Genomic DNA, 26,016 nt, shown 5'->3' on the forward strand with positions numbered 1-26,016 from the left:
CGGCTACATTTGCTTTGCTCCCAGTTCAAATAAACAGTATGATTAAAGTTGGCGAATTCAATACACTACGGGTTATCCGGGCAGTTGATTTTGGTGTTTTCCTTGATGATGGAAAAGAAGGTATTCTACTACCCAAAAGATTTGTGCCAGCCGGATTAAAGGTCGGTGATGAGTTGGATGTGTTTGTTTATCATGATTCAGAAGACAGGCTCATTGCAACAACTCAGAAGCCGCTGGGCATTGTTGGAGATATCGTGGCATTAAAAGCTGTGAGTGCAACCAAACAGGGCGCTTTTTTGGATTGGGGACTGATGAAAGATCTCTTTGTACCCAAGTCGAAACAACTCGGCACCATGCGGGTTGGTGGTACTTATATTGTCAGCATTTATATTGATGAACAGACAGGACGTGTTGCAGCAACAGAAAAAATTGAAAACCTGCTTTCCAATGAAGAGCTTGACCTGAAAGAAAAAGATCCTGTGGATCTGTTGGTCTATCGTCGTACGGATATCGGTTATCTCTGTATCATAAATGGAAAACATACCGGCGTTTTACATTTTAGTGATATCTACCAGAATATCCAGGTTGGCGACAGGCTGAAAGGGTATATTCGCAAGATTCGCGAGGAAAATAAAATTGATCTGGCACTTGGGGAACGTGGCTATCAACGGGTAAGCGGAGAGGCAGGAAAAATATTGGACCTGCTCGATCAGCATGGAGGTTTTTTGCCCTACCATGATAAATCCGATCCCGAAGATATCTACGATAACCTCGGGATGAGCAAAAAAGCCTTCAAGATGGCAATCGGTAACCTCTTTAAACAGCATCTCATCCGTATCAAGGAAAACGGAATCGAAAAGATCTGAATTCAGGCGTAGATCCTTTCGATCTCATCCCGGTATTTTTCCTGTATAACTTTGCGTTTCAAACTCAGTTTAGGGGTCATTTCGCCGGTTTCAATGGACCAGTCCTGAGGTAGCAATTCAAACTTTTTAATCTGCTCTACGTGGTTGAAATATTTGTTGAAACTCTCAACCAGGTCGCGGTATAACTCAGCCACTTTAGGATGACGGATCATTTCCTCATTGCTGGTATATTCAATAGTTTGCTGGCGGCACCAATCGCGCAGGTTGGCAAAGGAGGGCACAATCAGGGCTCCGACAAATTTTCTTTCTGCACCCACTACCAGCACCTGTTCAACATATAAAGATTCCTTGAGTTTGTTTTCAATTGGCAACGGCGCCACGTATTTGCCTCCGCTGGTTTTGAACATCTCTTTTTTGCGGTCCGTTATTTTCAGGAATTTACCCTCCTCAAATAATCCGATATCACCGGTGCAGAACCAGTCGCCCTGCATCACTTCAGCTGTGAGGTCCGGACGTTTATAATATCCCATCATGGTGTTCGGTCCGCGGGATAAAATCTCTCCATCTTCCGCAATTTTCACTTCCACACCATTAATAAGTGTGCCAACAGTTCCAAATTTGCGGCCATGTTTACCATAGCGGTTCACAGCGATTACCGGAGAGGTTTCCGTAAGGCCATAACCTTCCATAATCGGAATTTGAGCCGCTGTAAAAATTCGTATAAGTTTTACCTGGCAGGCCGCACCACCACTTACGATCGCTTTGAGATTTCCACCCAAAGCCTCTCTCCATTTACTGAAAACCAGTTTATTGGCAAGTGCAAGTTGTGTATTGTACCAGAAGCCCTGGTTTTTATGCAGTTCAAACTGATCGGCAAGGTCATGCGCCCAGAAAAAGAGTTTGCGCTTTACACCAGTCAGTTCCATTCCTTTCAGCATGATCTTTTCGTACACTTTTTCGAGCAGGCGGGGTACCGTGGTGAATAGGGTAGGTTTAACTTCCTTGAGATTATCGCCAATGGTTTCCATGCTTTCGGCATAATAAATAGTGGTACCGGCAAATAGGTAGATATAGGTAACCATTCGTTCAAAAATATGGTTCAGGGGCAGGAAGCTCAGGGCTTTTTGTCCCTCTACACCAATTTCCAGGAAAGCCGATTCGATACTGCTCAACACATTGCTGAGTACATTTTTGTGCGATAACATCACGCCCTTCGGGGTGCCTGTAGTACCTGATGTATAGATGATCGTGAAAAGATCTTCGTAGCCGATTTTTGAGGCGATTGCAGGAATTTGTTGCTGTGCTTCCTGGCTGTTGTTCCGGATTACATCTTTCCAATGTGCAGCATTGGTAACATGTTCAAAGGTAAAAATATGCTGCAGGCTAGGTACTCTTGATTGAACGCTCAGAATTTTGTGATAGAGTTCCTCATCGTTCACAAAGGCCATTTTAACGCCGGCATCATTTAATACAAACTCAAGTTCCTTAGCGTTGATGGTTGGGTAAACAGGCGTGAGGATGGCTCCTATTTGTTGAACAGCCAGGTCCACTATCACCCATTCCGGGCGATTTTTGGAAAGGATGGCAATTTTATCCCGGCCTTCCGGGGTCATATCGCCACAGCTCATTCCCAGGTTAAGCAGGCCCCCACTTAGCTGGTCCACGAGTTCCTTAACTTGCTGAACCGAATACTCTTTCCATTGTCCGTTTTCTTTGCCTGAAAGCAGGGGTTGAGCGGGATTTTTATCCATAAGCAACTGCAGACAGTCAAAAAGTCGTTGTGGCTGATTCATATGCATCAATCGTTAGTGTGTGAATAATCCATTTCAAATATAGGTAACCACCACCATAAAAAAACCGGGAGCCGAAGCTCCCGGTTGATCCAACTCAAAACATCACTAGAAAAAAGCGAGTTATAATTTGTTGGCGTTGATATTCAATTTGATATTAACCTCTGGACGGATGAATTTATCACCCAGGCTCTGGTCGTTGCCATAGAACATACCCCACTGGGTACGGTCGATATTGAAGTTGGCAGCTGCTTTAACACCAGTTTCTGCTACAGTAACTTGTGCAGGAAAGCTAACATTCTTGGTACTGTCTTTCAGTGTCAGGTTACCGCTGATTTTGTGGGTAGCAGTGCTGTCACCAGTAATAGGCTCAACTCCGGTAATCACAAAGCTGGCTGTAGGAAACTTCGCAACATCGAAGAAGTCAGCACTCTTCAGGTGTCCTTCCAGTTTGTCTTTCATTTCACCGTTCATGTCCAGATCTGTCAGAGAATTTACGTCGATGGTAAAATTTCCAGCAGTGATGTTACCATCAGCAATGCTGAACTCACCGGTAGAAATTTTCATAGTACCATTGTGCTGACCAACGGGTTTGGTTCCCAGCCATTCAACTACGCTGGTTGTGGTGTCGATACTGTAGGTAGCCCCTGTTCCGGCTGCAGCAGCCTGAGCGTCAGCGGTAGTTGCGGTTTCTCCTTCCGGAGCATTGTTACAAGCTGTTGCCAGTGCGGCAAAAGCAGCGAATACAAAAATTGCCTTTTTCATTGTGTGTTGAAATTTTCTTTGTCGAACAAAATTAATAAAAAGTATAACACTAATGTTCAAACATTGATTAAAATATTTGTCAGTTTTCGGTAATTTTTTTTAAACAATTGAAAATCAATGCTTATTTCTTGTTGTCCAGAAAGCGATAATCCTGGTTCGCAGGTAGTTTGAATACTCTGCCACGCTGGTATTGCAGAAAGGCTTCATATGTGGTGGCATTGGCCTGAGACCATTGCTGGAATGCAGGCAGGCTTTGAGCTGCACCGAAGAGCCACTGATTATAGGCTTCAAAATAGCCTTCTCTTAATAATTGACGATGATATTCAAACAGACGGAAAGGATAAGCGACCGGCTCTTTTTCATACCAGTCGAGTATGAATTTGCTGCGCAGTTTGGTTAGGCTGGCTGCACTGATTCCGGAACTTACCGTTCCGGCATGTTTGTCGAAGATTCCGCTTACAGTCAGTTCAAATCCATTTTTGGGGTTAGCTGGCTGTAATTCACCCATCTTGCCATAGTATTTTTTGTATCCGTTTAGCAGGAGTTCCTTGATCTCCGGAGTACGTCGGCTGTAACTTTCCAGGTTAACGAAAATTTCCCCATAGATCAGTGCCCAGATTTTATCCTTGGTTAGATAATAATGTTTAGCAGCATTATAGTAGTTACCGGAATAATTGGGATCTGTCGCTATTCCTTTTTCCCATTGCTCTACGGCCGCTTCAAATTTCTCTTTAGCCCAGAGGAATTCTCCAAATTCATTGTACAGTACACCACTATAGGGATGAATACGTATCCCGTTTTTATAGAGTTTTTCTGCCTCCTTATTTTCTTCAATAGCGCGATAGGTGAGTCCCAGTAACTGAAAACTACGAATATCCGGCTTGTCCGTATTCACCAGCTGTTTTCCCAATTCCATGGCTTTTCCATAGTTACGGGCCAGGTAATAGGTGAATAGCAAATCATTTTGCAGGTCTGCATTGGCAGGTTCAAGGGATAATGCCTTATTCAAAACCAGCACAGCGTTTGAATAGTCGGATTCCTGCATATATTTCCTCGCATTGGCATGTAAGGATTTGACATCTTCCTGTGCAGCCAGTTCAATACTGCTTCCCAACCAAATCAGACAACACAGAAGAAGGACTTTTCGCATTATTCGTAGATTAAATGAGTCAATAAGCCATCGCGTAACTTGGGTTCAAACCAGGTGCTTTTGGGGGGCATTACATTTCCACTGTCGGCAATATCAAACAATTGCTGGATACTAACGGGATGAAGACTGAAAGCGATTTTCATTTCGCCGCTGTTTACTCGCTTTTCCAGTTCGCCCAACCCGCGTATGCCGCCAACAAAATCAATTCGTTTATCCGTCCGCTGGTCTTTAATGCCAAGCATAGGATCCAGTATCAGTTCCGAAAGAATGGTCACATCCAGCACACCAATCGGATCAGTTTTATACGTTCCTTCTTTGGCAGTCAGTTTAAACCATTGCTCTCCCAAATACATACCGAATTCATGGAGCCTGGTGGGAGAAAAAGCGGAAGGCATACGCTCCACTTCAAAATGATCATATAAGGCCCTCAGAAAATCTGATTCAGTATGTCCATTCAGATCTTTTACCACCCGGTTATAGTCCATGATATGTAATTCACCGGCAGGAAACAAGGTCGTTAAAAAATAATTGGCATGGTCATGATATCCTGCCTCCAGGGATTTCCGCACTTTTGCAGCGGAAGCTGCCCGGTGATGTCCATCCGCTATGTAGGTATATGGTACTTCTTTGGCAAATAGTTCTGTTATCTGCGCGATGGCTGCATCCTCATTTACCACCCAAATGGTATGGCCGATGCCATCTTCTGCTACGAAATCGTATAGGGGTGTCCGTTGCTTCCAGTTTTCAATCAGTGAGTTAATGGCTGCTACATCGCGGTAAGCCAGGAATACATTTCCTGTTTGCGCACCGCTGGTACGAATATGGTTGATTCGATCCTGCTCTTTTTCAGGCCTTGTGAATTCATGTTTTTTGATAATGTCCGCCTCATAATCATCAACAGATGAAACTGCAACAAGTCCGGTTTGATGCCTGCCATTCATTACCAATTCATAAATATAGTAGCAGGGTTTATCCTCTCTGATGAGGATACCCTTGGATAGAAAATCCTGCAGGTTGGTCTTTGCTTTTTCGTATACGTCAGCTATATGAATATCTGCAATTCCTGGTAGATCCACTTCCGATTTGGTAATGCGTAAAAAACTGTTGGGATTGTTTTTTGTCTGTTCAGCCGCTTCTGCTGAATTTAATACATCATAAGGAGGAGACGCTACCTGGGCGGCTTTATCTGTTTGCGGGCGAACTGCTTTGAATGGTTGTATCCTGGCCATGTTATTTAAATGTAAGGATTATCCTTTTTTTGTTGCGAATTCTTTCATGAATTCAGTTAATGTTACTACGCTTTCATAGGGTAATGCATTGTACATACTGATGCGGAAACCACCTACGGAACGATGTCCTTTCACACCATAAAATCCTTCCGCTTTGGCAGCTGTCAAAAACTCTTTTTCTACCTCCGGGTCCTGTATGGTGAATACCGCATTCATCCGGCTACGGTCTTTTTTGGCTACCGGTGCCGTATAGATGCTATTCTGATCGATCGTATCATACAAGAGTTGTGCCTTCTTTTCATTGATTTGCTGAATAGCTGCTACTCCTCCCTGTTGTTTCAGCCAGCGTAAGGTGAGCATACATACGTATACGGCAAAAACGGGTGGCGTATTCAGCATAGATCCGTTTTTAATATGCTCCCGGTAATCCATCATGGTGGGAAGGGCACGATCTGCTTTCCCAAGAATGGAAGGATCTACAATCAGCAGGTTTACCCCTGCTGCACCAATATTTTTTTGCGCTCCTGCATAGATCAGCGAAAAGCGATTAAAGTCAATCTGCGTGCTCAGTATATCACTGCTCATGTCTGCTACGAGCGGAACATTTGTTTCAGGAATCGAATGCATCTGGGTGCCTTCCACCGTATTGTTGGTGGTATAATGGAAATAGGCGGCATCACCGGGAATTGTATAACTGTCAGGGATATACGAATAATTTTTGTCTTTGGAGCTGGCTACTACTTCCACAGTGCCATATAGTTTGGCATCTTTTATTGCTTTCACTCCCCAGGTTCCTCCATCCAGATAAGCCGCCTTACGATCTGCTGCCAGCAAATTCATTGGTACCTGGAAAAACTGCGTAGAAGCACCTCCGTGAAGAAATAATACTTCTTTCTGATCATTGAGTTGCATCAGTTCTTTCACCAGGGCACGGGCCTCATCCATTACCGACTGGAATGCATCGGTGCGATGCCCGATTTCCAGTATGGAGAGTCCCATGTTATTATAGTTGAGGATGGCTTCGCTGGCCGCCTGGAAAACTTCTTTGGGTAAGATAGACGGACCTGCATTAAAGTTATGTACCACTTCGTTGGCTGGTTTGGTGAGTCCGCAAGTTCCTTAAAAATTGTCAATTCTCCTTGCCCTTAGTCGCAGGATTTACCCTTGATAGGTTGGCTTCTCCATAAAACACTAAGGCTGTCTAGTCCGGGTGCTGCATTTGATTGGTCTTTATTTGTAGCCAATTGATGCAGGGATGGCTGACCCGCATTTACCCAGGCCGTGTACCAATAATCTGCTACTGCCTGCACCGATTGGCGCATCCTGCGTTCTACCATTCCTTTTAAAGCCTGGTTATACAGCCTGCTGAACTCTCCTGAATACTGCCTCACCAGTGTTTGCTTGCGCCATTCAAAGGCATATTTCTGATCGGGTGGCATGGTTTTACTCAGTTTTGCTTCCAGCTCCAGTACCGAATCCACAGCAGCCGCGCTTTCCAGGATGATCTGCCAGGTTCTTTCTGCTGGCTTTGGGATATACCGGGCTTTTTCCAGAAAGAAATCCCATTCCTGGTCTGCCAGCAATTCTGGTAGCCGGCTTTCCCAGAATCCATGGATGCCATGCTGGTTGGTTTTCTGGCCATTGTGATTGGAGCTGGTGTGCAGGGGCACATGCGCATCTCCGATATAATGCCCGAGATCTGCGGATAGCTTTAGGATTGAAGCGGTATTCTTTTCCCGGAATGCACTGGTCAGCATTCCGAGCACCTGTAAAATACGCCAGGGCAGGATGCCATGTTTTTGCAGGCTATCCTCCCCGAATTTTTTACGGGCATCTTCCCATTTTCGGGGCAATTCTGTGAAAGGGTATTGTCCATATTGATCCAGGTCGATGAAATGTCTCGGCCCTTCTGCTTTTACCACATATCGTCGTTTATCCGGATCGGTTGCATGGGTCTGGAGGTAAGCTTGTGATGGCTTGTAGAAAACCAGCATTTCCGGAGGCAGCAGATAAACCGCATACCCATTGATTTTTTCATGTGCAAAGAAACCCCAGCAATAAACAGGGTTGTGCAGCAGAAGAACTGCCGCCAGTAAACATATAGTTCGCATATCCAACAATTTCCTACTCGCGGGGAGGGGCAGGTTCCTGGTCGGGTTCAGCGATTCCTCCTGATACCACATATTTCATAGCATCAGCGGGTTTGATATGATCCAAAGGACGCACCCTGCTCCTGGGAACGAGGTAGGTTTGTCCGGCAAAGGAGTAGGAAAATGGAATGTATACCGTGATATAATCCGTGAATCCGAATTCACTGGCATCCTCGTCTGTTACAAAGCCGATCTGGAATACATCAGGCTGGTGCAGGGATACCGCCACCGGTTTGTTGAATTTGCGTTTGTTACCGGCAAATGCCTCGAAGAAATCCTTGATGGAGGAATAAATGAATTTGATACCGGGAGCTTTCTCCAGGAACTGGTCAAAAAAACTGAAAAGTCTGCTGGTAATAAAGTTAGAGCTCAGGTACCCGATGACAATCAGCGCTACAATAATGATAATAAACCCTAAGCCATAATTCCGCGTGGATAGTCCGCCTTCCGGTGTTTCTTCCTGGAAAATGGGAAGCAGGTTATCCACCGAAGAAACAAACCAGTAAACCAGATAACCCGTAATTACTACCGGAGCTGTAACCAGTAATCCCTGTAAGAAATACTGGAAAACTTTTTTCCAACGCCAGCCATCGGTTCGAATCGGTTGATTGTCCATAGTTCAGTTCCTGTTGCAAACCTACTAAAATGCGGTCAGGCTCCCTGACGGTATTTTCACCTGATTTTGCTCCCACCCGTCCGGTGGCACCAGACGGGTGGTGGAACATTCAATTTCGGGACGAATGGTAAAATAATTTGATGGAAACTTTTGTTACATTTAAAGTTTCCATAGTTTTGGGCCCGATTATGAGTGAACATGAAACCAGGGACCGCATTCTTGTCAGGAGCCGTGATTTATTTATGAAATACGGCATCCGTAGTGTGAGCATGGACGATATCGCCAGTGAAATGGGGATCAGCAAAAAAACGATCTACCAGTATTTTGCCGATAAGGAAGAACTGGTGCTGGAAGTGATTCAGTGTAAGATCTGTGAATCAAGGGATCGATGCGATATTGATAAGTTCAGTGCAGAAAATGCCATTGATGAAATGTTTAAAGCGATGGAAATGGTGGAAGAGATGTTTCGGAACATGAACCCCTCCGTGATACTGGATCTGAAAAAATATCATCCTAAAGCCTATGAAAAATTTCTGCAACACAAAAATGATTTCATCTACAATACCATTCGAGACAATCTGATCAGAGGCATTCAGGAACAACTCTACCGTCAGGAACTGAATGTCGACATCATCGCCCGATTCCGTATTGAAAGCATGCTTATGCCATTGGATCCCGTCTTTTACAGCGGGAACAAATTAACCCTTGCCGATGTTGAGCAGCAGATTATTGAACATTATCTGTTTGGTATCGTCACACTGGAAGGGTATCGGTTGGTTCTGGAGTATCAGCAAAAAAAGAAAAAGATCTAAATCAGTTAACAATGAACAAGCAAACGTTGTGGAGGTTCTTATCAGTTGGGTTGCTACTTATACTGATAAGCGGCTCTTTGGGCACCTACGCACAGGAAGGAAGAAAAACAGAAGCCTTAAGCATCCAGGAAGCTGTGGCATATGCAAAGCAGCATAGTTATCAGGTAAAAAAAGTGCTGGAAGATATTCGTATTCAGCAACAGGTGAACCGCGAAGTTACTGCCAGTGCCCTGCCCCAGGTGAATGGCTCTTTCAACCTTATTGATAATATCAAACTGCCGGTCAGCCTGGTTCCCGGAGAATTTTTTGGCGGAGCACCCGGCACTTTTATTCCGGTACAATTTGGTGTCCAGTACTCAGCCACCACAGGCGCTGAACTCAACCAGATCCTGTTCGACGGACAGGTATTCGTAGGATTGCAGGCACGGAATGCAGCGATGGAATTCGCCCGCAAAAATGCAGAGATCACCGAAGTTTCCATCGCTGTCAATGTTCATAAAGTGTACTACCAATTATTGATCGGTGAACAGCAACTGGAGCTTTTTCATGATAATATAGAACGCTTTGAAAAGCTCTACCATGATACCCGTGAGATCTATAAAAATGGATTTGCAGAACAATTGGATGTAGACAAGGTCAATGTTACACTTACCAACCTGCGCACCGACAGCCTGAAACTTAAAACCCAAATCAATAACGGTTATCTCGGACTGAAAATGTTGCTGGGTATGCCCCTGACCGACAGCCTTGTGCTAACAGATAAACTCAGCGATGATCTGATCAAGGAAAATTTACTGGATTCTGCCTATTCGGTTAATGATCGCCGTGAATTTCAGTTATTGCAGATCGGTAAAGAGTTGAATGATTATAATGTCAAACGATATAAACTGATGGCCCTCCCAACCGTCAGCGTATTTGGGAATTATTTCACCAACGCCCAGCGAAATGAATTCGATTTCTTCAAATCAGGAGGACGTTGGTTCCAGCAAAGCACACTCGGGCTTCGCATCAATGTTCCCATTTTTGATGGCAACCGTCGCCGTGCCTTATTAGAACAGGCAAGATCAGCAGTGAGAAAAACCGAGTATGATATGGAACTGCTCAAGCTTTCCATTGAAAATGATGTAGCCAGTGCCAGAAACCGATACCGCGCATCCGTACTGGCTGTAGACGCACAAATGGAAAATGTGGAATTGGCAGAGCGGGTGTATGATCAGACTAAAAAGAAATACGAACAGGGATTAGGCTCCAATACTGAAATAAATGCGGCACAAACGGAATTAAGAACTGCGCAAACCAACCTGTTCACAGCTTTATATGAAGCGGCTTTAGCCAAAGTGGATTATCTGACAGCAATTGGAAAAATTTATTAATCAACTGAATCCTTATAAATCGAATTATATGCAAACCGGTATACAACAACTACTAATATCTTCTTCCCTCTTGCTTTTGGTAGCATGTGGTGGCAACCTGCTGGAGAAGAAAAAAGCAGAACTGGCTTCTCTGAAAGAAACGAAAGTTACTACAGAAACAAGGATTGCTGAACTGGAGAAAGAAATCCTGTTATTGGATTCCACTGCTATCCCTCCTGAAAAGCCGAAACTGGTAGTTACCACTCCGTTAACGGCAGCGCCTTTCACCCACTACATCGACCTGCAAGGCAAAATTGAAGCCCAGAATGTTTCCTATGTAACACCACGTGGAATGGGCGGACAGGTACGTGCTATTTACGTGAAACAGGGTGATGTTGTTTCGAAAGGAAAACTGCTCCTGAAGCTGGATGATGCAGTGATCCGTCAGCAACTGGAAACTGCCAAAACTCAACTGGACTATGCAAGAAACCTATACTCCCGGCAGAAAAATCTCTGGGATCAGAATATCGGTACCGAAGTTCAGCTGATTACCGCCAAAAACAATGTAGACCAGGCGGAACGTCAGATTGGTATTCTGGAAGAACAACTGGCGATGACAAACGTATATGCTCAGGTGAGTGGCATTGCGGATGAAGTAAATATCAAGGTTGGTGAAACCTTTACCGGTTCTCCAATGAATGGTATCCGTATTGTAAATACCAGTGAATTGAAGGCAGTTGCACAAGTTCCGGAAAATTACCTGGAAAGAGTTAAAGTGGGAAGCCCGGTAAAAGTAATACTGCCCGATATCAGCAAAACATTCAATACAAAAGTGAGTGTATCAGGAAAGCTGATCGATCCAAACAGTCGTTCTTTCTACATCGAATCCAAAATGCCATCTGATAAACAGATACGACCTAATCAGATCGCCAATATCCGTATAGAAGATTATACGGTGAATGATGCCATCACTATTCCCGTAAACACCCTGCAAAATGATGAGAAAGGCAAATTCGTACTCGTAGCAGTGAACGAGAATGGTAAACTCAGAGCCAAAAAACGTCCGGTTGAAACAGGCGAACTCTATGGCAATGAACTGGAAATCCACAAGGGTCTGCAGGCCGGTGATATCCTGATCATTGAAGGGTTCCAGGGGCTTTACGATGGTCAGCTGATTACTACCAGTCTCTAAGAATGGAATTGTGCGGAAGATGAGTTATCAATTTAAGAAATGCGTAAAACTATAGTATGAGTGCGCTCGAAAATATGAAGGAGAAGTTCAAACAATTTGGACCTACTACCTGGAGTATCAAAAATAAAACGTCGATTTATCTCCTGATGATCTTCGTGAGTATCATTGGAGTATTCCAGTTTGTGACACTTCCCAAGGAACAGTTCCCGGATATTGTGATTCCTACTATTTATGTACAAACAGTATATGTAGGAAATTCGCCTAAGGATATTGAAAACCTGGTTACCCGTCCCATTGAAAAACAAATCAAAGGGATTACAGGTGCTAAAATCAAAAAAACTACCAGTACCTCACAGCAGGATTTTAGTGCCATCATCGTGGAATTTGATACGGATGTAAAAACAGATGTGGCGCTGCAGAAAGTGAAGGATGCGGTGGATAAGGCAAAAAAAGATCTGCCTACTGATCTTACGGAAGAACCTTCGGTACTGGAGGTTAGCTTCTCCGAACAGCCAATCATGTATGTGAACGTAAGTGGTGATTTTGATTTGCAGCGACTCAAAAGTTATGCGGATGAATTACAGGATAAGCTAGAAGAATTGCCACAAATCAACCGGGTTGACCTGGTAGGTGCTCCTGAGCGGGAATTCCAGATTAATGTGGACAATAACCGGATGGAAGCAGCCAATATCACTTTTGATGATATCGCCAATGCCGTTGCCCGGGAAAACCTGGATATTTCAGGTGGTTTGCTGGAAGTGGGCAACATGAAAAGAAACCTGCAATTGAAAGGTCAGTTCAAAACTGCTTATGATATTGAGAAAGTGATACTTCGCAATACCAGTGGTGCGCCCATATATCTTAAGGATATCGCTACCATTAAAGATACTATCAAAGATACCGAGAGTTATGCCCGTTTAAATGGCAAAAAAGTAATTACGCTTAACATCATCAAACGTTCCGGTGAAAACCTGATTGAAACATCTGATGAAGTGAAAAGAGTGGTGGATGAGTTGAAAGCAACAGAGTTTCCTCGTGAACTGAACCTGGTAATTACGGGTGATCAGAGTAAGGCTACCCGCGTCTCCTTCAACGACCTCGTAAACTCCATTGTGATCGGATTTATCCTGGTACTGATCATTCTGATGTTTTTTATGGGGGTAGTCAATGCCTTCTTTGTAGCATTAAGTGTACCCCTTAGTATGTTCGTGGCCTTCCTCTTCTTACCGGCCGCTGAACTGATTGTTGGGGGAAATGTTACCCTGAACTTTATTGTGCTTTTTGCCCTGCTGTTCGGACTTGGAATTATTGTGGACGATGCCATTGTGGTTATTGAAAATACCCACCGGATCTTCATGGAAGGAAAGGGCAAAATCAATTCAGAGAAATCAGCAATGATGGCAGCAGGTGAGGTATTCATTCCTGTATTGGCAGGAACCCTCACCACGCTGGCTCCTTTCGTTCCGCTTTTATTCTGGCCGGGTATTATCGGTAAGTTCATGATCTATCTTCCCACCATGCTGATCTTTACCTTATCGGCTTCTCTGGTGGTCGCTTTTATTATGAACCCGGTATTTGCAGTGGATTTTATGAACCACGATGAAGGAGATGGCAATAAAACTTCCATTTTTAAAAAGAAAGGATTCTGGATCGCTGTTATCCTGGGTGTATTGCTGATTACAGCAGGTGCCAGTTACGGTCAGGCATTACCGGGAGCGATTAACTGGTATTTCTTCTGGGGTAATTTGCTGTTGTTCTTTGTGGTGCTGGCCATTCTGAATGTTTTTGTCCTGGATAAAACCATTCATAACTTCCAGAATCGTGCACTACCCTGGATCATGTCGCACTATGAAAGTTTGCTGCGCTGGTCGCTGCATGGATGGAGGCCCGTAAAAATTCTTTTGGGTACTATTGGATTACTCATCTTTTCATTTGTATTCTTTGGTCTTCGTAAAGTACCTGTTGTATTCTTTCCTTCCGGAGATCCCAACTTCGTTTATGTATACCTGAAATTACCTGTAGGAACTTCCGTTCAATATACTGACTCCATTACAAGACAACTGGAGCAACGGGTGTATAAAGTGTTGGATATGGATGGAGGTAAAAAGCAAAACCCGATTGTAGAATCAGTAATCTCCAATGTGGCGGTAGGTGCCAGTGATCCAATGAGTGGTGATCGCAGCACAAGGCCGGAGCTTGGAAGAATCCAGGTTTCTTTTGTAGAGTTTGAAAAACGCCATGGTGAACGAACCAAACCCATACTCGATTCCATTCGGGCAGTTGTAAAAGGTATACCCGGTGCAGAGCTCAGTGTTGACCAGGAGCAAGGTGGCCCGCCTACTGAACCGCCTGTCAATATTGAAATCGCCAGTGAAGATTTTGACGATCTTACGAAAACTGCTGTAGCTCTCAAAAACTACCTCGATTCCATTCAGGTTTCCGGTGTGGAGGAGTTGAAAATGGACATCGATTTGAACAATCCTGAAATTTCGCTTACTATTAACCGTGAGCGTGCATTGAGGGAAGGCGTTTCGTCTGCGCAGATCGGTATGCAGATCAGAACAGCGCTGTTCGGTCGCGAGATCTCCAAGATAAAAGATGGGGAAGATGAATACAAAATTCAACTGCGAAATACCGCAGTGCAGCGCCAAAACCTCGTGGATCTGCTCAATATGAATATTGTTTTCCGTGATTTTGCCAGCGGAGGCGCGATTAAGCGAATTCCAATCAGCTCACTGGTAGATGTTGATTTCACCAGTACACTGGGAAGTGTTAAGCGCAAAAACCAGAAGCGGGTTATCACGTTGCGCTCAAATGTATTATCCGGTTTCACACCAACGGAAGTGAATCAGCGCATTAAAGATCATATTGATAATTTCAAACTCACTGCAGAGGGAGTTACCATCCGTCAAACAGGTGAAGGGGAACAACAGGCAGAAACAGGTGCATTCCTTATAAAAGCACTTTTTATTGCATTGATGCTGATTTTGTTCATCCTGGTATTGCAGTTTAATTCCATCAGTAAACCGGTTATTATCCTTACGGAAATTGTATTCAGTGTAATCGGAGTATTACTTGGTTTTGGAATTACCAAAATGGAAGTGAGTGTGGTTATGACAGGTATTGGTATTGTGGGTCTTGCAGGTATTGTGGTGAAGAATGGAATCCTGGTGATCGAATTTGCGGATGAGTTGAGGGCTCGTGGTATGAAAACCCGGGAAGCAGTTATCCAGGCTGGTAAAACCCGGATCATTCCGGTATTGCTGACTGCTTTGGCAGCGATTCTGGCGCTGATTCCGCTGGCAGTTGGATTTAATATCAACTTTATTACATTGTTCGCAGAACTGGATCCTAAAATTTTCCTTGGTGGGGACAACGCCGTTTTCTGGAAGCCACTGAGCTGGACAATCATTTTTGGATTGACAGTTGCCTTCTTCATGACCCTGGTTGTAGTACCTGCCATGTACCTGATGTCTGAAAGATTGAAAAGGCCCATGCGCAACCAATTCGGAGGAAAATGGGTCTCTATCATGGGAATTCCACCATTGACTTTGGTCTTTATTCCAATGGTACTCTACACTATGTTGAAACATAGGATTAGTGTTGCCAGAAGAAAACGAAAGATCAAAGGCAATGAATCAGATCCCGCCTACAAAGCATTTGTTGGCAGTTGGTTTTAAAACTTAGTAATTTTATTCCATGAGAAGTAATCACGAAATTGACTACAGGATTTATGGGGAAGAAATGCAATACGTTGAAGTAGAGCTGGACCCCAATGAAACCGCCGTTGCAGAAAGCGGAAGTTTTATGATGATGGATGATGGCGTTCAGATGGCCACTATTTTTGGCGATGGTTCCAAACAGCAAACCGGTGGTTTTCTGGGTAAGCTGGTGAGTGCAGGTAAACGCGTGTTAACAGGTGAAAGTTTGTTCATGACAACCTTTACCAATATGGCGCATGGAAAAAAGAGAGTAAGTTTCGCATCACCTTATCCCGGTAAAATCATTCCACTGGATCTGATGCAGTTGGGAGGAAGGGTGATCTGTCAGAAAGATGCTTTTCTCTGTGCTGCAAAGGGTGTGAGCGTGGGAATCGCATTACAACGCAAACTGGGTACCGGTATTTTTGGTGGTGAAGGTTTCATCATGCAGAAACTGGAAGGAGATGGTATGGCCTTTGTACATGCAGGTGGCCATGTATTTGAACGTGAACTCCAGCCCGGAGAAACCTTGAAACTGGACACTGGTTGCGTGGTTGCTTACACACAAACAATCGACTTTGATATCCAGTTTGTAGGAGGAATCCGGAATACCATTTTTGGTGGTGAAGGATTGTTTTTTGCAACGCTTCGCGGACCAGGTAAGGTATGGATTCAAACCCTGCCAATCAGCCGCCTTGCCAGCCGCATCATGCAATATGGGGGACCCCGGAGAAAAGAAGAGGGTGGTATCCTGGGCGGACTTGGAAACGTTCTGGATGGAGATGGATGGTAAAACCAATCAACACTATAGAAAGCCGGGCTTAGTCCCGGTTTTTTTATGGCTTCAATTCAAGTAATTTTCTTCGGATGGGTTGGAATTCAGTCCAGGGAATAAAATGTCCACCATCCAGCCAAAGCGTGTCCAGTTTGGGGGCATTGATCAGTTTCTTCAAACCGAACTCAACATTGACAGGAGGTACCCAACTATCGGTTCGTCCGTGTATGAAATAAACCGGCAGGTTAATGGCACTTAATGCCGGCTCCATCTGCTTCAGGTCTTTTTTCAGATAGATCAGTTCTGTATTAGAAGGCCTGAAGGCACCTGGTAAAAAAAGCTTAAGCGGTGTTTTATCCAGCACATACCGCCATCTTTCCGGTTTCTCCGCAGCCGGATCTATGCTTCCTGAAATAATTACCAACCCGGTTGCCAGTTGCGGATAATCCAGTGCCAATTGCAGAATCATCGGTCCACCCAGGCTATGTCCCACAAGCCAGAAGGCCTCCTTATTTTTAAGTGATTCAAGTACAGGTCCGATTATCCGCGATTGGTCCGGCAGGTTCAGCGCTTTCCCGAAATTACTGTATCCGAAACCCGGGCGATCAATACTGATCAGGCGGTAGTGCGCTCTCAGCGTACTATCTTTTAAATAACGTTCAAAAGCATTCCAGCTTCCTGGTGTTCCATGAATGAAAACGAGTGTGGGCAGGCTATCATTTCCTGTTTGCACATAATGCAGCGGAAAGCCCTCCTCTTTTATAGTAGCTGTTTTAAGCGGGATGCCATCTTTTTGAAAGCTGCTGATCGCTTTTGAATCAGCAGTTCTGAATGTGAAACAACTTTGTGCGAGGATCAGCCATCCACCCAAAACCAGTAAAATCAGCAACAATGATTTTTTCATAAATAGCCTAACTTGTACAAACAGATTTAAAATTAGTTCGATATGAAGAAAGGTTTCCTGATTGGTAGTTTGTTGATACCCGCTGTATTGTTTGCGCAAAAGAAACCCACGGTGAAGGAATTGGATAAATGGAAAACGCAGGCTTCTTCGGTTATACAGGAACGTTATTACCAGTATAAAGATATTGCATTTAAGATATGGGACTACGCAGAATTGGGTTATAAAGAAGTGAAAAGTTCTGCCTTATTACAAGAGACCTTGAAGGACAATGGATTCAGCGTCGAAGCAGGGGTGGCGGGTATTCCAACTGCATTTGTTGCCAGCTATGGTTCGGGATCGCCGGTATTAGGAATATTAGCTGAATTTGATGCATTACCAGGCTTATCGCAACAGGCAGTTGCTGAAAAAAATCCGATAGCCGGACAGGCAAACGGACATGGATGCGGGCATCATTTGTTTGGGACCGCCTCTGTAGCGGCTGCCATCGCAGTGAAAGAACAACTTCAGGCCCAGGGATGGAAGGGTACGATTAAAGTTTATGGAACTCCGGCGGAAGAAGGAGGTTCCGGAAAAGTATATATGGTTCGGGCCGGATTATTTGATGGAGTGGATGCGGTATTGCACTGGCATCCTGCTGATGAAAACACTACATGGGCGGATGGTGCACTGGCGAATAAATCAGCCAAGTTTCGTTTTTATGGAACTGCAGCACATGCGGCGGCGGCGCCTGATAAAGGAAGATCTGCGCTGGATGCAGTAGAGGCAATGAATCATATGGTGAACATGATGCGGGAACATATTCCGTCCGATGCAAAAATCCATTATGTAATTACACAGGGAGGGAAGGCTCCGAACGTGGTACCTGATTTTGCTGAAGTGTACTATTATGTTCGGCATCCAAACAGGGAAATTGTTATGCAGTTGTTTGAACGCATTCAAAAAGCAGCTGAAGGGGCAGCGATTGGAACCGAAACCCGAACTGATTTTGAGATTATTGGGGGAACCTATGATCTGTTGCTCAATAACCAGCTTGCGGATATCATGCAAGTGAACCTTGTTAAAGTAGGAGGGGTTATTTACACTAGTTCTGAAAAGGAGTTTGCCAATAAAATACAGGGTGGCCTGGGATTTAAAGCTGATCCGATTGAAACAGCAGGAACAGTAAATCCCATCCGGATTAATACCGGAAAAACCACCGGCTCAACGGATGTGGGCGATGTAAGTTATGCGGTACCAACAGTGGGCTTACGTGCCGCCACCTGGGTGCCGGGTACACCGGCCCATAGTTGGCAGGCGGTTGCCTGTGGGGGAACGGAAATCGGAATAAAGGGAATGATGGTGGCCGCGAAAACCATGGCAATGACCTTACTGGACCTGCTGCACCAACCTGAACAATTGAGTAAAGCCAAAGCAGAGTTCCATGCTGCGCGTGGTCCTGGCTTCCGGTACATCCCGTTGCTGGGGGATCGTTCACCAGCCCTCAATTACAGAAACTAATTTCTCCACCCGTCGGGTACCCGACGGGTGGAGAAAGATATTAACGAGCCAACTCAATAATCTGGATGGTGTTGGCGCCGTCAGTGGATTTCCATTGCTGGAAACGACGTTTGTCGCGCACAATGATCCAACTTTTAGCAAAATCTGTATTATTACCACTGATGGTTACAGAGTTGCCATGACGCGTCCACTCAAAAGGAAGATTATCAAATTTGGTTATGCCAAGAATGGAATATTGAATATTCTTTTCACCTCTACCATTTCGTTTAAATTCAATGGATCCTACATTGTTAATACTAAGACCGGATTCACCCTGTTTGATTACTTCAAATCGCTGTACGTTCCAGTTTCCAACTAATCTAGGTGAACAGGCAGTGAAACCTGTTATCAATGCCGCTAATGAGCTAATTAAAAATAACTTACGCATGCCTGTTATAGGCCAAGAATCATTCCGTTTAACAAAGGCATGATTTTTTGATTAAATCATAAAAAACAGGGCTATAGTTATATAGCCCTGGGGAAATTATTGCTCAGAATGTGGGTCCTCTTAATTAGATGTATTACTTACCTCATCTGCCAATTGAATCATGGCAGAAATTTCATCAACTGCCTGCGATTCATTTCCTCCAAAACCCACTGATTTAAATCGGACTTTACCGTTTTTATCCAGGATGAATTTGGTAGGGATACCATTAACTTTAAAACTACTTACCATTTTATCTTCTGTATCTAATGCATGCCGGGTAAAAGAATAGGGTTTGCCCTTAAAGAACTCCTCCACATTTTTCTTTTTATCCTCAGCCTGCTCCCAGGTATTAACAAAAAGAAAAACTACATCCGGGTTTTGTGCATGTTTTTGTTGTGCGGTATACATGGCAGGGAAGGATGCAATGCAGGGTCCACACCAGGTTGCCCAGAAATCAATAACTACAACTTTCCCTTTCAAAGAGGCCAGGCTTACTTCTCCACCATTCAGATCTTTTAATTTAAAATCCGGAGCTGGTTCATTCAGGATGGACGCCCTCAATTCCTGCATTTTTTTCTCTTTCATTTGTTTGGTGAGTCCATCGAAATACTGATCAAATGGCTGTTTCTTTTTGGAGCTGGCATATAGTGTTTCCAGCTGTTTCTTCATACCACTCGAGTAGGCTCCTTTAACAACTGATTTTTCCAAAAAATCAAGGGCTTTGACAGCACCTTTTTCTTTTTCCAATAATAAGGCATACCGTTCATTGTATTCAGAAGAACCGGTACCAACTAAATCAATGGAACGTTGCATGTATTTAAAACCTTCCTTATAATTACCCTGCTGATATAAAATGTAAGCATACGTGTCTGAAAACATTCCTTCCGCTTCTTCCAATTCTTTCAGGTAATCTGTTTTGGTGTTATAGATTGCTTTGTTACTCATTGCTTTTTTCTCAGACTCTAAAACCTCCAATGATTGTTTGGATATTTCAGCAGCCTCCTGAAGATTTGCCCCTTTTTCGGCAGCATTCCAGGCGATACTGTTCAGCATAGAAGCTAGATTAATTCCTTTCCGTGTAGATTCTGCCATTTCCCTGGCTTTAGAAAGATTACCTTCCATGCCGTGCATTACTGCAATATTAGATTCAATGTTGGTGATGACAAGTTTTTGCCATTCTTGCGGCTCTCCTTTGATGGAGTTTTTAAAACTGTCAAGCATGGCCGCCTTTTCTGTTGCAGTTTTCTTAGCGTTGAATCTGGGATATAATTCACGCACTTTCCAGGAACCATCCGGATATTTCAACTTTAAATAGGCTGTCAATAATTTACCCAATGGCTTATTCCCAAAGCGGTCCGCAAAAAAAGGAGCCTGGAATAAATCATCTTCTTTAATGTTGGGATCAGAAGGTAAATCTGCCAGGTAATTGATCACTGCAGCACTGTCTTTTTTTTGTTGATAGTAGGTGATCGTTTCATTAAAATCGGCATCTTTTGGCAAACCCTCCTCATAATATTTTTCAAAATAAAAAGATGCTTTTTTCTCGTCGGCTTCAAAGCCCATCATTCTTCCACTTCCCCGATAAAAATTCCACATGCTATAATAAGATTCTTTTATCGGTTCTCCCGAAGCATCCATCACAAAAAATGCATATCCCTTCTTGTCATTATTATCCGTTTCCTTTCCTGCAACAATTTTTACAAAGAAGGCAACGGCACTATCTGGTAACTTAAAAGTACCTGTCCAGTTGGTTTTGTTTTTTTTCACCTGCAACTCACTTTCTTCCATTCTTTTTCCAATTGAATAGTAAATAGCCGCTGTTAAAATGGGTTGCTTTTTAAATGATGCCAATTCTGGCTGATAGTTTACCGTAATGGTATTTCCAGCACGGGGAGATTCCGGTTCAATCTGTAAGCGGGAGTAGCTTACCTGTTGCGCAATCGCAGAAATGCCGGTAATGAATGCAACCAGCAAGAGCAGTAGTTTTTTCATTCTCTAAGGTTTATATTACCCTAAATGTACCGCATAAAAAGAAATCCGTTTAAGCCTGAATGCGTTAAACGGATTATAAAATTTTACAAGTCGAACAAGTATGCTTATGCGCCTGGGTTCGGACCGGGTTTGGGGCCCTTTGGAGCCCCACCTCCCTGAGTTGGACCTCCCTGATTACCACCTCCCTGTCCCCTTGGATTACCTGCTTGTGGTTTTTGCGGGCGCGGCCCCCTTTCCTGTTGTTGTGGTTTGGCAGGTCTTGGTCCCGGCTGCTGACCACCCTGTGCCGGACGATTTTGCTGCGGCCTGCCCTGTTGGGTTGCCGGAGCTTTTCCCTGCTGTTGCGAGCCAGCGGATGGTCGATTTACTCCTTTCTGTCTTTGTTGTTGCTGCTGTTGTTGTTGTTTTCTGCGGCGATCGTTTTTCTCCAGGCTGCGCAGACTGATTTGTCCTACTACATCCACAAATTCCGGCTCTACCTCTTTGGGTTTGGTACTGGTTACATCTACTGCTTCCAGTTCATCCGGGATGATTCCCTGCGCATTCTGTGACAGAATCTTACGTACCCGCTCTATCGTCAGTGGATACTGCTTGTTACTTTCAGGTAATGTATACCACATCAGGTTTTTGAAAATATCCTTTTTGATCAGCGTTGCCGTACCCTTTGCAACCCGAATGGTATCTGCACGATCCGGAAAACTTTGAAGTGCATCCAGATAAGTGTCCAGTTCATAATTCAGACAACATTTCAAACGGCCGCACTGACCGCTTAATTTGGTCTGATTAATACTCAGGTTCTGGTATCGGGCAGCTGTTGTGTTCACGCTTTTGAAATCAGTAAGCCAGGTACTGCAACACAGTTCGCGACCACAGCTACCTATTCCACCTACTTTAGCTGCTTCCTGGCGGGCCCCGATCTGGCGCATTTCCACTTTCACTTTGAACTCACTGGCGTATATTTTGATTAACTCACGAAAATCCACCCGGTCGTCAGCTATATAAAAGAAGGTGGCTTTCCGACCATCTGCCTGGATCTCTACTTCACTGATCTTCATTTCCAGTTTTAACTGCCTGGCGATAGCGCGTGCACGTATCAAGGCTTCTGCTTCCCTGGCCTTATTGGTTTTCAGTAATTCCAGATCCCGCTCATTTGCTTTACGCAAAACTTTCTTCATCTCAGGGTCAAACTCATTTACCCCGCGTTTTTTTAGTTGAATTCGTACGATCTCGCCCATCAGATTTACTTCGCCAACATCGACCCCGCTTACTCCTTCTACTGTTACCAGTTCCCCCTTTTCAAAGACGGTGAGGGTATTGTTGCGAAAAAAATCCTTTCTGCTGCCATTATTAAACGAAATCTCAACCACTTTACAAGCCGCTTCCGGATCTGCAAAGGGAAGATTCTGTAACCAGTCGTACGCATTCATCCGGTTGCATCCGCCCGTTGCGCATCCGCCGTTGCTTTTACAACCATTTGGTTTTCCTGTTCCACAACTACTGCATCCCATATATGTGTAATAAAATGAATGTGAATTAATTGTATTTTACAAATATAGGCGAAAACTACCACGGCTCCACCCTGGCCCGATCGCGAAGAATATGGAATAACTGGAGACTCAGGGCATGAAAGAGCATTTTCGCATTAGCATTTCTTTCAATATAATAGGCAGCCTTATCCAATTCCTCCACAATGGCTTCCTGTTGAGCCAGGTCGGCCATCTTATTAATTCTGAGAATGAAATCTTTTTCCGGTACTGGAAGATTGGAAGCCCATTCACTGTTTTCACCCAAAATCCGGATCCGGATACTTTGCTGCAACAGGTGATTGAAAAAGCGCAGGAACTGTTTTTGTTTTTCACGTCCCTGTTTGCTGATATCCTCAATCCATTTAACCAGGGATACAGGCCCATTTTTCAGAATCGCATTCAGCCATTCCCGAACCAGTAATTGCCAGTCTTCGCCTGCATGATTCAGTTCGGCAAGCGCTTCGCGGTAATTTCCTTCTGTGATAGCTGCGATCTGCCTAGCCTGTTTTTCATCCAACCCTCGTTTTGCTATCAATGCATTGGAAACATCCAGATCCGATAAAGGTGGAATTCTTACCAGCTGACACCGCGATAATATGGTTGGCAGGATCAATGCTTCGCTTTCCGCCACTAATAAAAAGAGGGTATTGGGTGGGGGTTCTTCAATCAGTTTAAGCAATTTGTTGCCTTCCTTACCCAGCATTTCCGGCATCCACATAATAAGGATCTTGTACTTGCTTTCAAAGGTCTTCAGGCTTAGCTTCCGGATGATCTCATTACATTCTTCGGAAGTGATATTCCCCTGTTTGTTTTCTGCCTGTATGAACTGCAGCCAGTCGTAAAGGCTGCCATATGGCTGCTCGCCGATAAAACTTCTCCACTGGGTAATATAATCAGTACTGATGGGTTTGTCGCCACTTTTCTTAGGTATAACCGGATAAGAATAATGTATGTCGGGGTGTATCAGGGCAGTAGCTTTTGTGCAGGCAGCACAACTACCACAGGCTGCGGATGGAAGTACTATTTCTCCTACTGGTTCCGCTTCACCAAACAGAGAGGGGCCTTGCGGAACCGGGTTCAATGCCAGCTGGACTTTCTCGCAGACTATATACTGTGAAAAGGCTAGCGCCAGGGCTAATCCGCCAGAGCCGTCTTTCCCTAATAAAAGCAAGGCATGGCTCAACCTGTTGGATTGAACCATGTCGCGCAATTGATCTTTTATTTCTTCCTGACCTACTATATCGTCGAAAAACATTCGGCGAATATACTAATTCAGGTACTTGGTAATTGCTTCGTCAGTGGGTTTAACGCCGCTGGGGAATACGGCCAGCAGTTTGCCGTTTTCATCAATGAGGAACTTAGTAAAATTCCATTTGATGGGTTCTTTTACACCCATCTTACCCGCTTCTTCGGTGAGGTATTTAAAGAGGGGGTGGATATCAGATCCTTTCACACTAACTTTTTCGGCCATCGGAAAACTTACCCCAAAATTTTTCTTACAGAAACTGGCGATCTCTTCATTGGAGCCAGGTTCCTGTCCGCCGAAATTGTTGGCTGGAAAACCTACCACCGTAACTTTTGAACCGTATTTTTCATACAGCTCCTGCAGGTCAGCATATTGCTTGGTATAACCACATTTGGAGGCTGTGTTCACGATCAGCATTTTTTTGCCTTTGAACTGGGCCATATCCATGGGTTTACCATCGAGTGTCTTTAGTTTAAAATCGTAAATACCTGTAGCAGCCATCAGCAACATAGATATTAGTAATGTTTTGAGCATAAGAATACATTTATCGGTAATCTAACAAATATCTGTCATTATTGTTTTTCATAAGCACCCAGGTCGGGCATCCCGACTGGTCTTTTTTTCCCATCCAGATCCAGAGTAGTGCTGGTACTGATTCCACGGTCGAGGGCGGGCGATCCATCTTTAAGCCGGAAATTAGATAGGCCTGATCCCGGTTCAATCAATTCGAATTGTGGATCAAGATTTGTTTCGGTATCTATTACTTCTATATGCTGCACTGGTTGGCTCATTTTCCAGATACCGGCTTCAAAGCGGACCAGGTAGGGCTGCCCGCCTTCCCGAAGGGCTACCATTTCATTTTCAACAGTACCGCCTCCACTCCATATTATACTGTTAAGGAAAACAGCTTGCAGTTCAGCTTGTACCGGGTTGCCATTCACCAGAACAGAGTTGCTGATTAATACTACGGGGTCTTTGTGTATAATCAGGTTATTGGAATAAGCAACAAACGTAGCATGATTAAAATTATATTTTCCGCCTCCACCGATCTGCAGGTTCTTGCCACAATTACTGATGAGTAGGTTATTGGCCCGAACCGAACTGTTGATGCTCAGCAGTCCGGCATCAAATGCATTGTCAATGATGACCTGATCCATTTCCAATTTGTACTCACCAACCGTTTCCCTTCCTTCCAAAACAACTGCCTGGTAGGCATTTCGAATATTCGTATATACAAAACGGTTAGTATGACTGGTATTGGTAAAATAAATCCCTGGCCAGGAGGCGGGGAAACTTGCGTAAGGTTGGTCAAGCCGGTCACCAGTGAATACTACCCGGTCTGTTTGAGCCGTATCACCCGCTGCCTGCAAGCTTCCTTTTACAAGAATAGGTGCATCAGCATGTACATAGATGCGGGTGCCTTTAGAAATGGAAAGCGTGGTGTTTTCTTCAATTGTGAAGGGACCAATTAAAACATAAGGTAATGAATTGTCCCAATTGGTATTACTGCTGATGATTCCATTCCGGATATAGCGTGCATTTTGTCCGTATGCACCCAACTGGATCCACTTTTCCTGTCCATTCCATTGAATGGAAATACTATCCCGTACCAGGAAAGGGAGTGTTTCGGTAGTGGAGGGAATCTGGAGGTTTACAAAAACATGTGCACTATCACCTGCAGCTATTTCTACAGCTTCCACCAATGGCCCCGGTTCTCCATTTACATTCATCCGGAATACGCCTGTGTTTGCACCTGCGAGACGAATGGAACTGATGCGGATGCGTTGATCATTATTGTTAATGATCCGGAAAGATTTTGTTATGGAGCCTGCTGTTGTGAATACAGTATCAAAGTGAAGACTATCTGCACTGAAACCTAAAGGAGCATCCGAACTGGTTAGCAAGCTGTCTTTGCTACAGGATATGATGAATATGCTGAAAATAAACAACCAGAGAAATCGCCCCATGTTATCAAAAGTAAGCCAGG

General features: G+C 44.2%; 21 protein-coding genes. 7 read left to right on the forward strand and 14 right to left on the reverse strand.

Annotated elements, in window-relative coordinates; all coding sequences use genetic code 11:
- The first annotated feature begins 38 nt into the window (after positions 1-38).
- Positions 39-866: a CvfB family protein gene (locus tag MD536_RS13370; protein WP_239600869.1), complete on the forward strand. Its 828-nt coding sequence runs from the start codon at positions 39-41 to the stop codon at positions 864-866.
- 2 nt (positions 867-868) lie between these two features.
- Here MD536_RS13370 and MD536_RS13375 read toward each other — a convergent pair whose 3' ends face one another.
- From MD536_RS13375 to MD536_RS13405, 7 genes are all read right to left on the reverse strand, one after another.
- Positions 869-2,659 carry an AMP-dependent synthetase/ligase gene (locus tag MD536_RS13375; protein WP_239600871.1) on the reverse strand — a complete coding sequence of 597 codons (1,791 nt, stop codon included), beginning with the start codon at positions 2,657-2,659 and terminating at the stop codon, positions 869-871.
- Positions 2,660-2,779: 120 nt separating this feature from the next.
- Positions 2,780-3,421, reverse strand: a complete 642-nt coding sequence (locus MD536_RS13380; protein ID WP_239600873.1) for a YceI family protein — start codon at positions 3,419-3,421, stop codon at positions 2,780-2,782.
- A 121-nt stretch (positions 3,422-3,542) separates the two neighbouring features.
- The gene (locus tag MD536_RS13385; RefSeq protein WP_239600880.1) at positions 3,543-4,571 is read right to left on the reverse strand and encodes a tetratricopeptide repeat protein; all 1,029 of its coding nucleotides are present in this window, start codon (positions 4,569-4,571) and stop codon (positions 3,543-3,545) included.
- Positions 4,571-5,800: a DUF1015 domain-containing protein gene (locus MD536_RS13390; RefSeq protein WP_239600886.1), complete on the reverse strand. Its 1,230-nt coding sequence runs from the start codon at positions 5,798-5,800 to the stop codon at positions 4,571-4,573. The genes MD536_RS13385 and MD536_RS13390 overlap by 1 nt, the downstream gene beginning before the upstream one ends.
- An 18-nt stretch (positions 5,801-5,818) precedes the next feature.
- Positions 5,819-6,886, reverse strand: a complete 1,068-nt coding sequence (gene serC, locus MD536_RS13395) for a 3-phosphoserine/phosphohydroxythreonine transaminase (RefSeq protein WP_239600891.1) — start codon at positions 6,884-6,886, stop codon at positions 5,819-5,821.
- Positions 6,887-6,945: 59 nt separating this feature from the next.
- Positions 6,946-7,911 (reverse strand): zinc dependent phospholipase C family protein, encoded by a 966-nt coding sequence (locus MD536_RS13400; protein ID WP_239600892.1) that lies wholly within the window; start codon positions 7,909-7,911, stop codon positions 6,946-6,948.
- A gap of 13 nt (positions 7,912-7,924) precedes the next feature.
- A complete protein-coding gene (locus tag MD536_RS13405) occupies positions 7,925-8,566 on the reverse strand; it encodes a DUF502 domain-containing protein (protein ID WP_239600894.1) in 642 nt (213 codons plus the stop codon).
- A gap of 140 nt (positions 8,567-8,706) precedes the next feature.
- On the opposite strand from MD536_RS13405, the gene MD536_RS13410 reads away from it, so the two are divergent.
- From MD536_RS13410 to MD536_RS13430, 5 genes are read left to right on the forward strand one after another with little or no spacing between them, the layout of a single operon-like run.
- On the forward strand, positions 8,707-9,378 hold the full coding sequence (locus MD536_RS13410) for a TetR/AcrR family transcriptional regulator (protein ID WP_239600896.1): 672 nt from the start codon (positions 8,707-8,709) through the stop codon (positions 9,376-9,378).
- A gap of 11 nt (positions 9,379-9,389) precedes the next feature.
- The gene (locus MD536_RS13415) at positions 9,390-10,751 is read left to right on the forward strand and encodes a TolC family protein (RefSeq protein ID WP_239600898.1); all 1,362 of its coding nucleotides are present in this window, start codon (positions 9,390-9,392) and stop codon (positions 10,749-10,751) included.
- A gap of 28 nt (positions 10,752-10,779) precedes the next feature.
- A complete protein-coding gene (locus tag MD536_RS13420) occupies positions 10,780-11,922 on the forward strand; it encodes an efflux RND transporter periplasmic adaptor subunit (RefSeq protein WP_239600899.1) in 1,143 nt (380 codons plus the stop codon).
- A gap of 56 nt (positions 11,923-11,978) precedes the next feature.
- Complete coding sequence (locus MD536_RS13425) at positions 11,979-15,602, forward strand: efflux RND transporter permease subunit (RefSeq protein ID WP_239600905.1); 3,624 nt, start codon at positions 11,979-11,981, stop codon at positions 15,600-15,602.
- Between the two features lie 19 nt (positions 15,603-15,621).
- Complete coding sequence (locus MD536_RS13430) at positions 15,622-16,416, forward strand: TIGR00266 family protein (protein ID WP_234866824.1); 795 nt, start codon at positions 15,622-15,624, stop codon at positions 16,414-16,416.
- A gap of 43 nt (positions 16,417-16,459) precedes the next feature.
- On the opposite strand, the gene MD536_RS13435 is transcribed toward MD536_RS13430, so the two are convergent.
- Positions 16,460-17,302 carry an alpha/beta fold hydrolase gene (locus tag MD536_RS13435; RefSeq protein WP_239600907.1) on the reverse strand — a complete coding sequence of 281 codons (843 nt, stop codon included), beginning with the start codon at positions 17,300-17,302 and terminating at the stop codon, positions 16,460-16,462.
- 42 nt (positions 17,303-17,344) lie between these two features.
- Here MD536_RS13435 and MD536_RS13440 point away from each other — a divergent pair, with 42 nt between their 5' ends.
- Entirely contained in the window at positions 17,345-18,799 is a 1,455-nt protein-coding gene (locus tag MD536_RS13440) for an amidohydrolase (RefSeq protein WP_239600915.1), read from the forward strand.
- 40 nt (positions 18,800-18,839) lie between these two features.
- Here MD536_RS13440 and MD536_RS13445 read toward each other — a convergent pair whose 3' ends face one another.
- From MD536_RS13445 to MD536_RS13470, 6 genes are all read right to left on the reverse strand, one after another.
- A complete protein-coding gene (locus MD536_RS13445; protein ID WP_239600920.1) occupies positions 18,840-19,226 on the reverse strand; it encodes a hypothetical protein in 387 nt (128 codons plus the stop codon).
- A 120-nt stretch (positions 19,227-19,346) separates the two neighbouring features.
- Positions 19,347-21,257, reverse strand: coding sequence for a TlpA disulfide reductase family protein (locus MD536_RS13450; RefSeq protein ID WP_239600922.1), 1,911 nt, complete (start codon positions 21,255-21,257; stop codon positions 19,347-19,349).
- A 104-nt stretch (positions 21,258-21,361) separates the two neighbouring features.
- Positions 21,362-22,765 carry a regulatory iron-sulfur-containing complex subunit RicT gene (gene ricT / locus MD536_RS13455; RefSeq protein ID WP_239600923.1) on the reverse strand — a complete coding sequence of 468 codons (1,404 nt, stop codon included), beginning with the start codon at positions 22,763-22,765 and terminating at the stop codon, positions 21,362-21,364.
- 55 nt (positions 22,766-22,820) lie between these two features.
- Entirely contained in the window at positions 22,821-24,038 is a 1,218-nt protein-coding gene (locus MD536_RS13460; RefSeq protein WP_239600926.1) for a DNA polymerase III subunit, read from the reverse strand.
- A gap of 12 nt (positions 24,039-24,050) precedes the next feature.
- Entirely contained in the window at positions 24,051-24,563 is a 513-nt protein-coding gene (locus tag MD536_RS13465) for a glutathione peroxidase (RefSeq protein WP_239600927.1), read from the reverse strand.
- A 38-nt stretch (positions 24,564-24,601) separates the two neighbouring features.
- A complete protein-coding gene (locus tag MD536_RS13470) occupies positions 24,602-25,996 on the reverse strand; it encodes a choice-of-anchor Q domain-containing protein (RefSeq protein WP_239600929.1) in 1,395 nt (464 codons plus the stop codon).
- Positions 25,997-26,016: the final 20 nt, after the last annotated feature.

Source organism: Flavihumibacter cheonanensis, from assembly GCF_022352215.1.
Lineage (GTDB): Bacteria > Bacteroidota > Bacteroidia > Chitinophagales > Chitinophagaceae > Flavihumibacter > Flavihumibacter cheonanensis.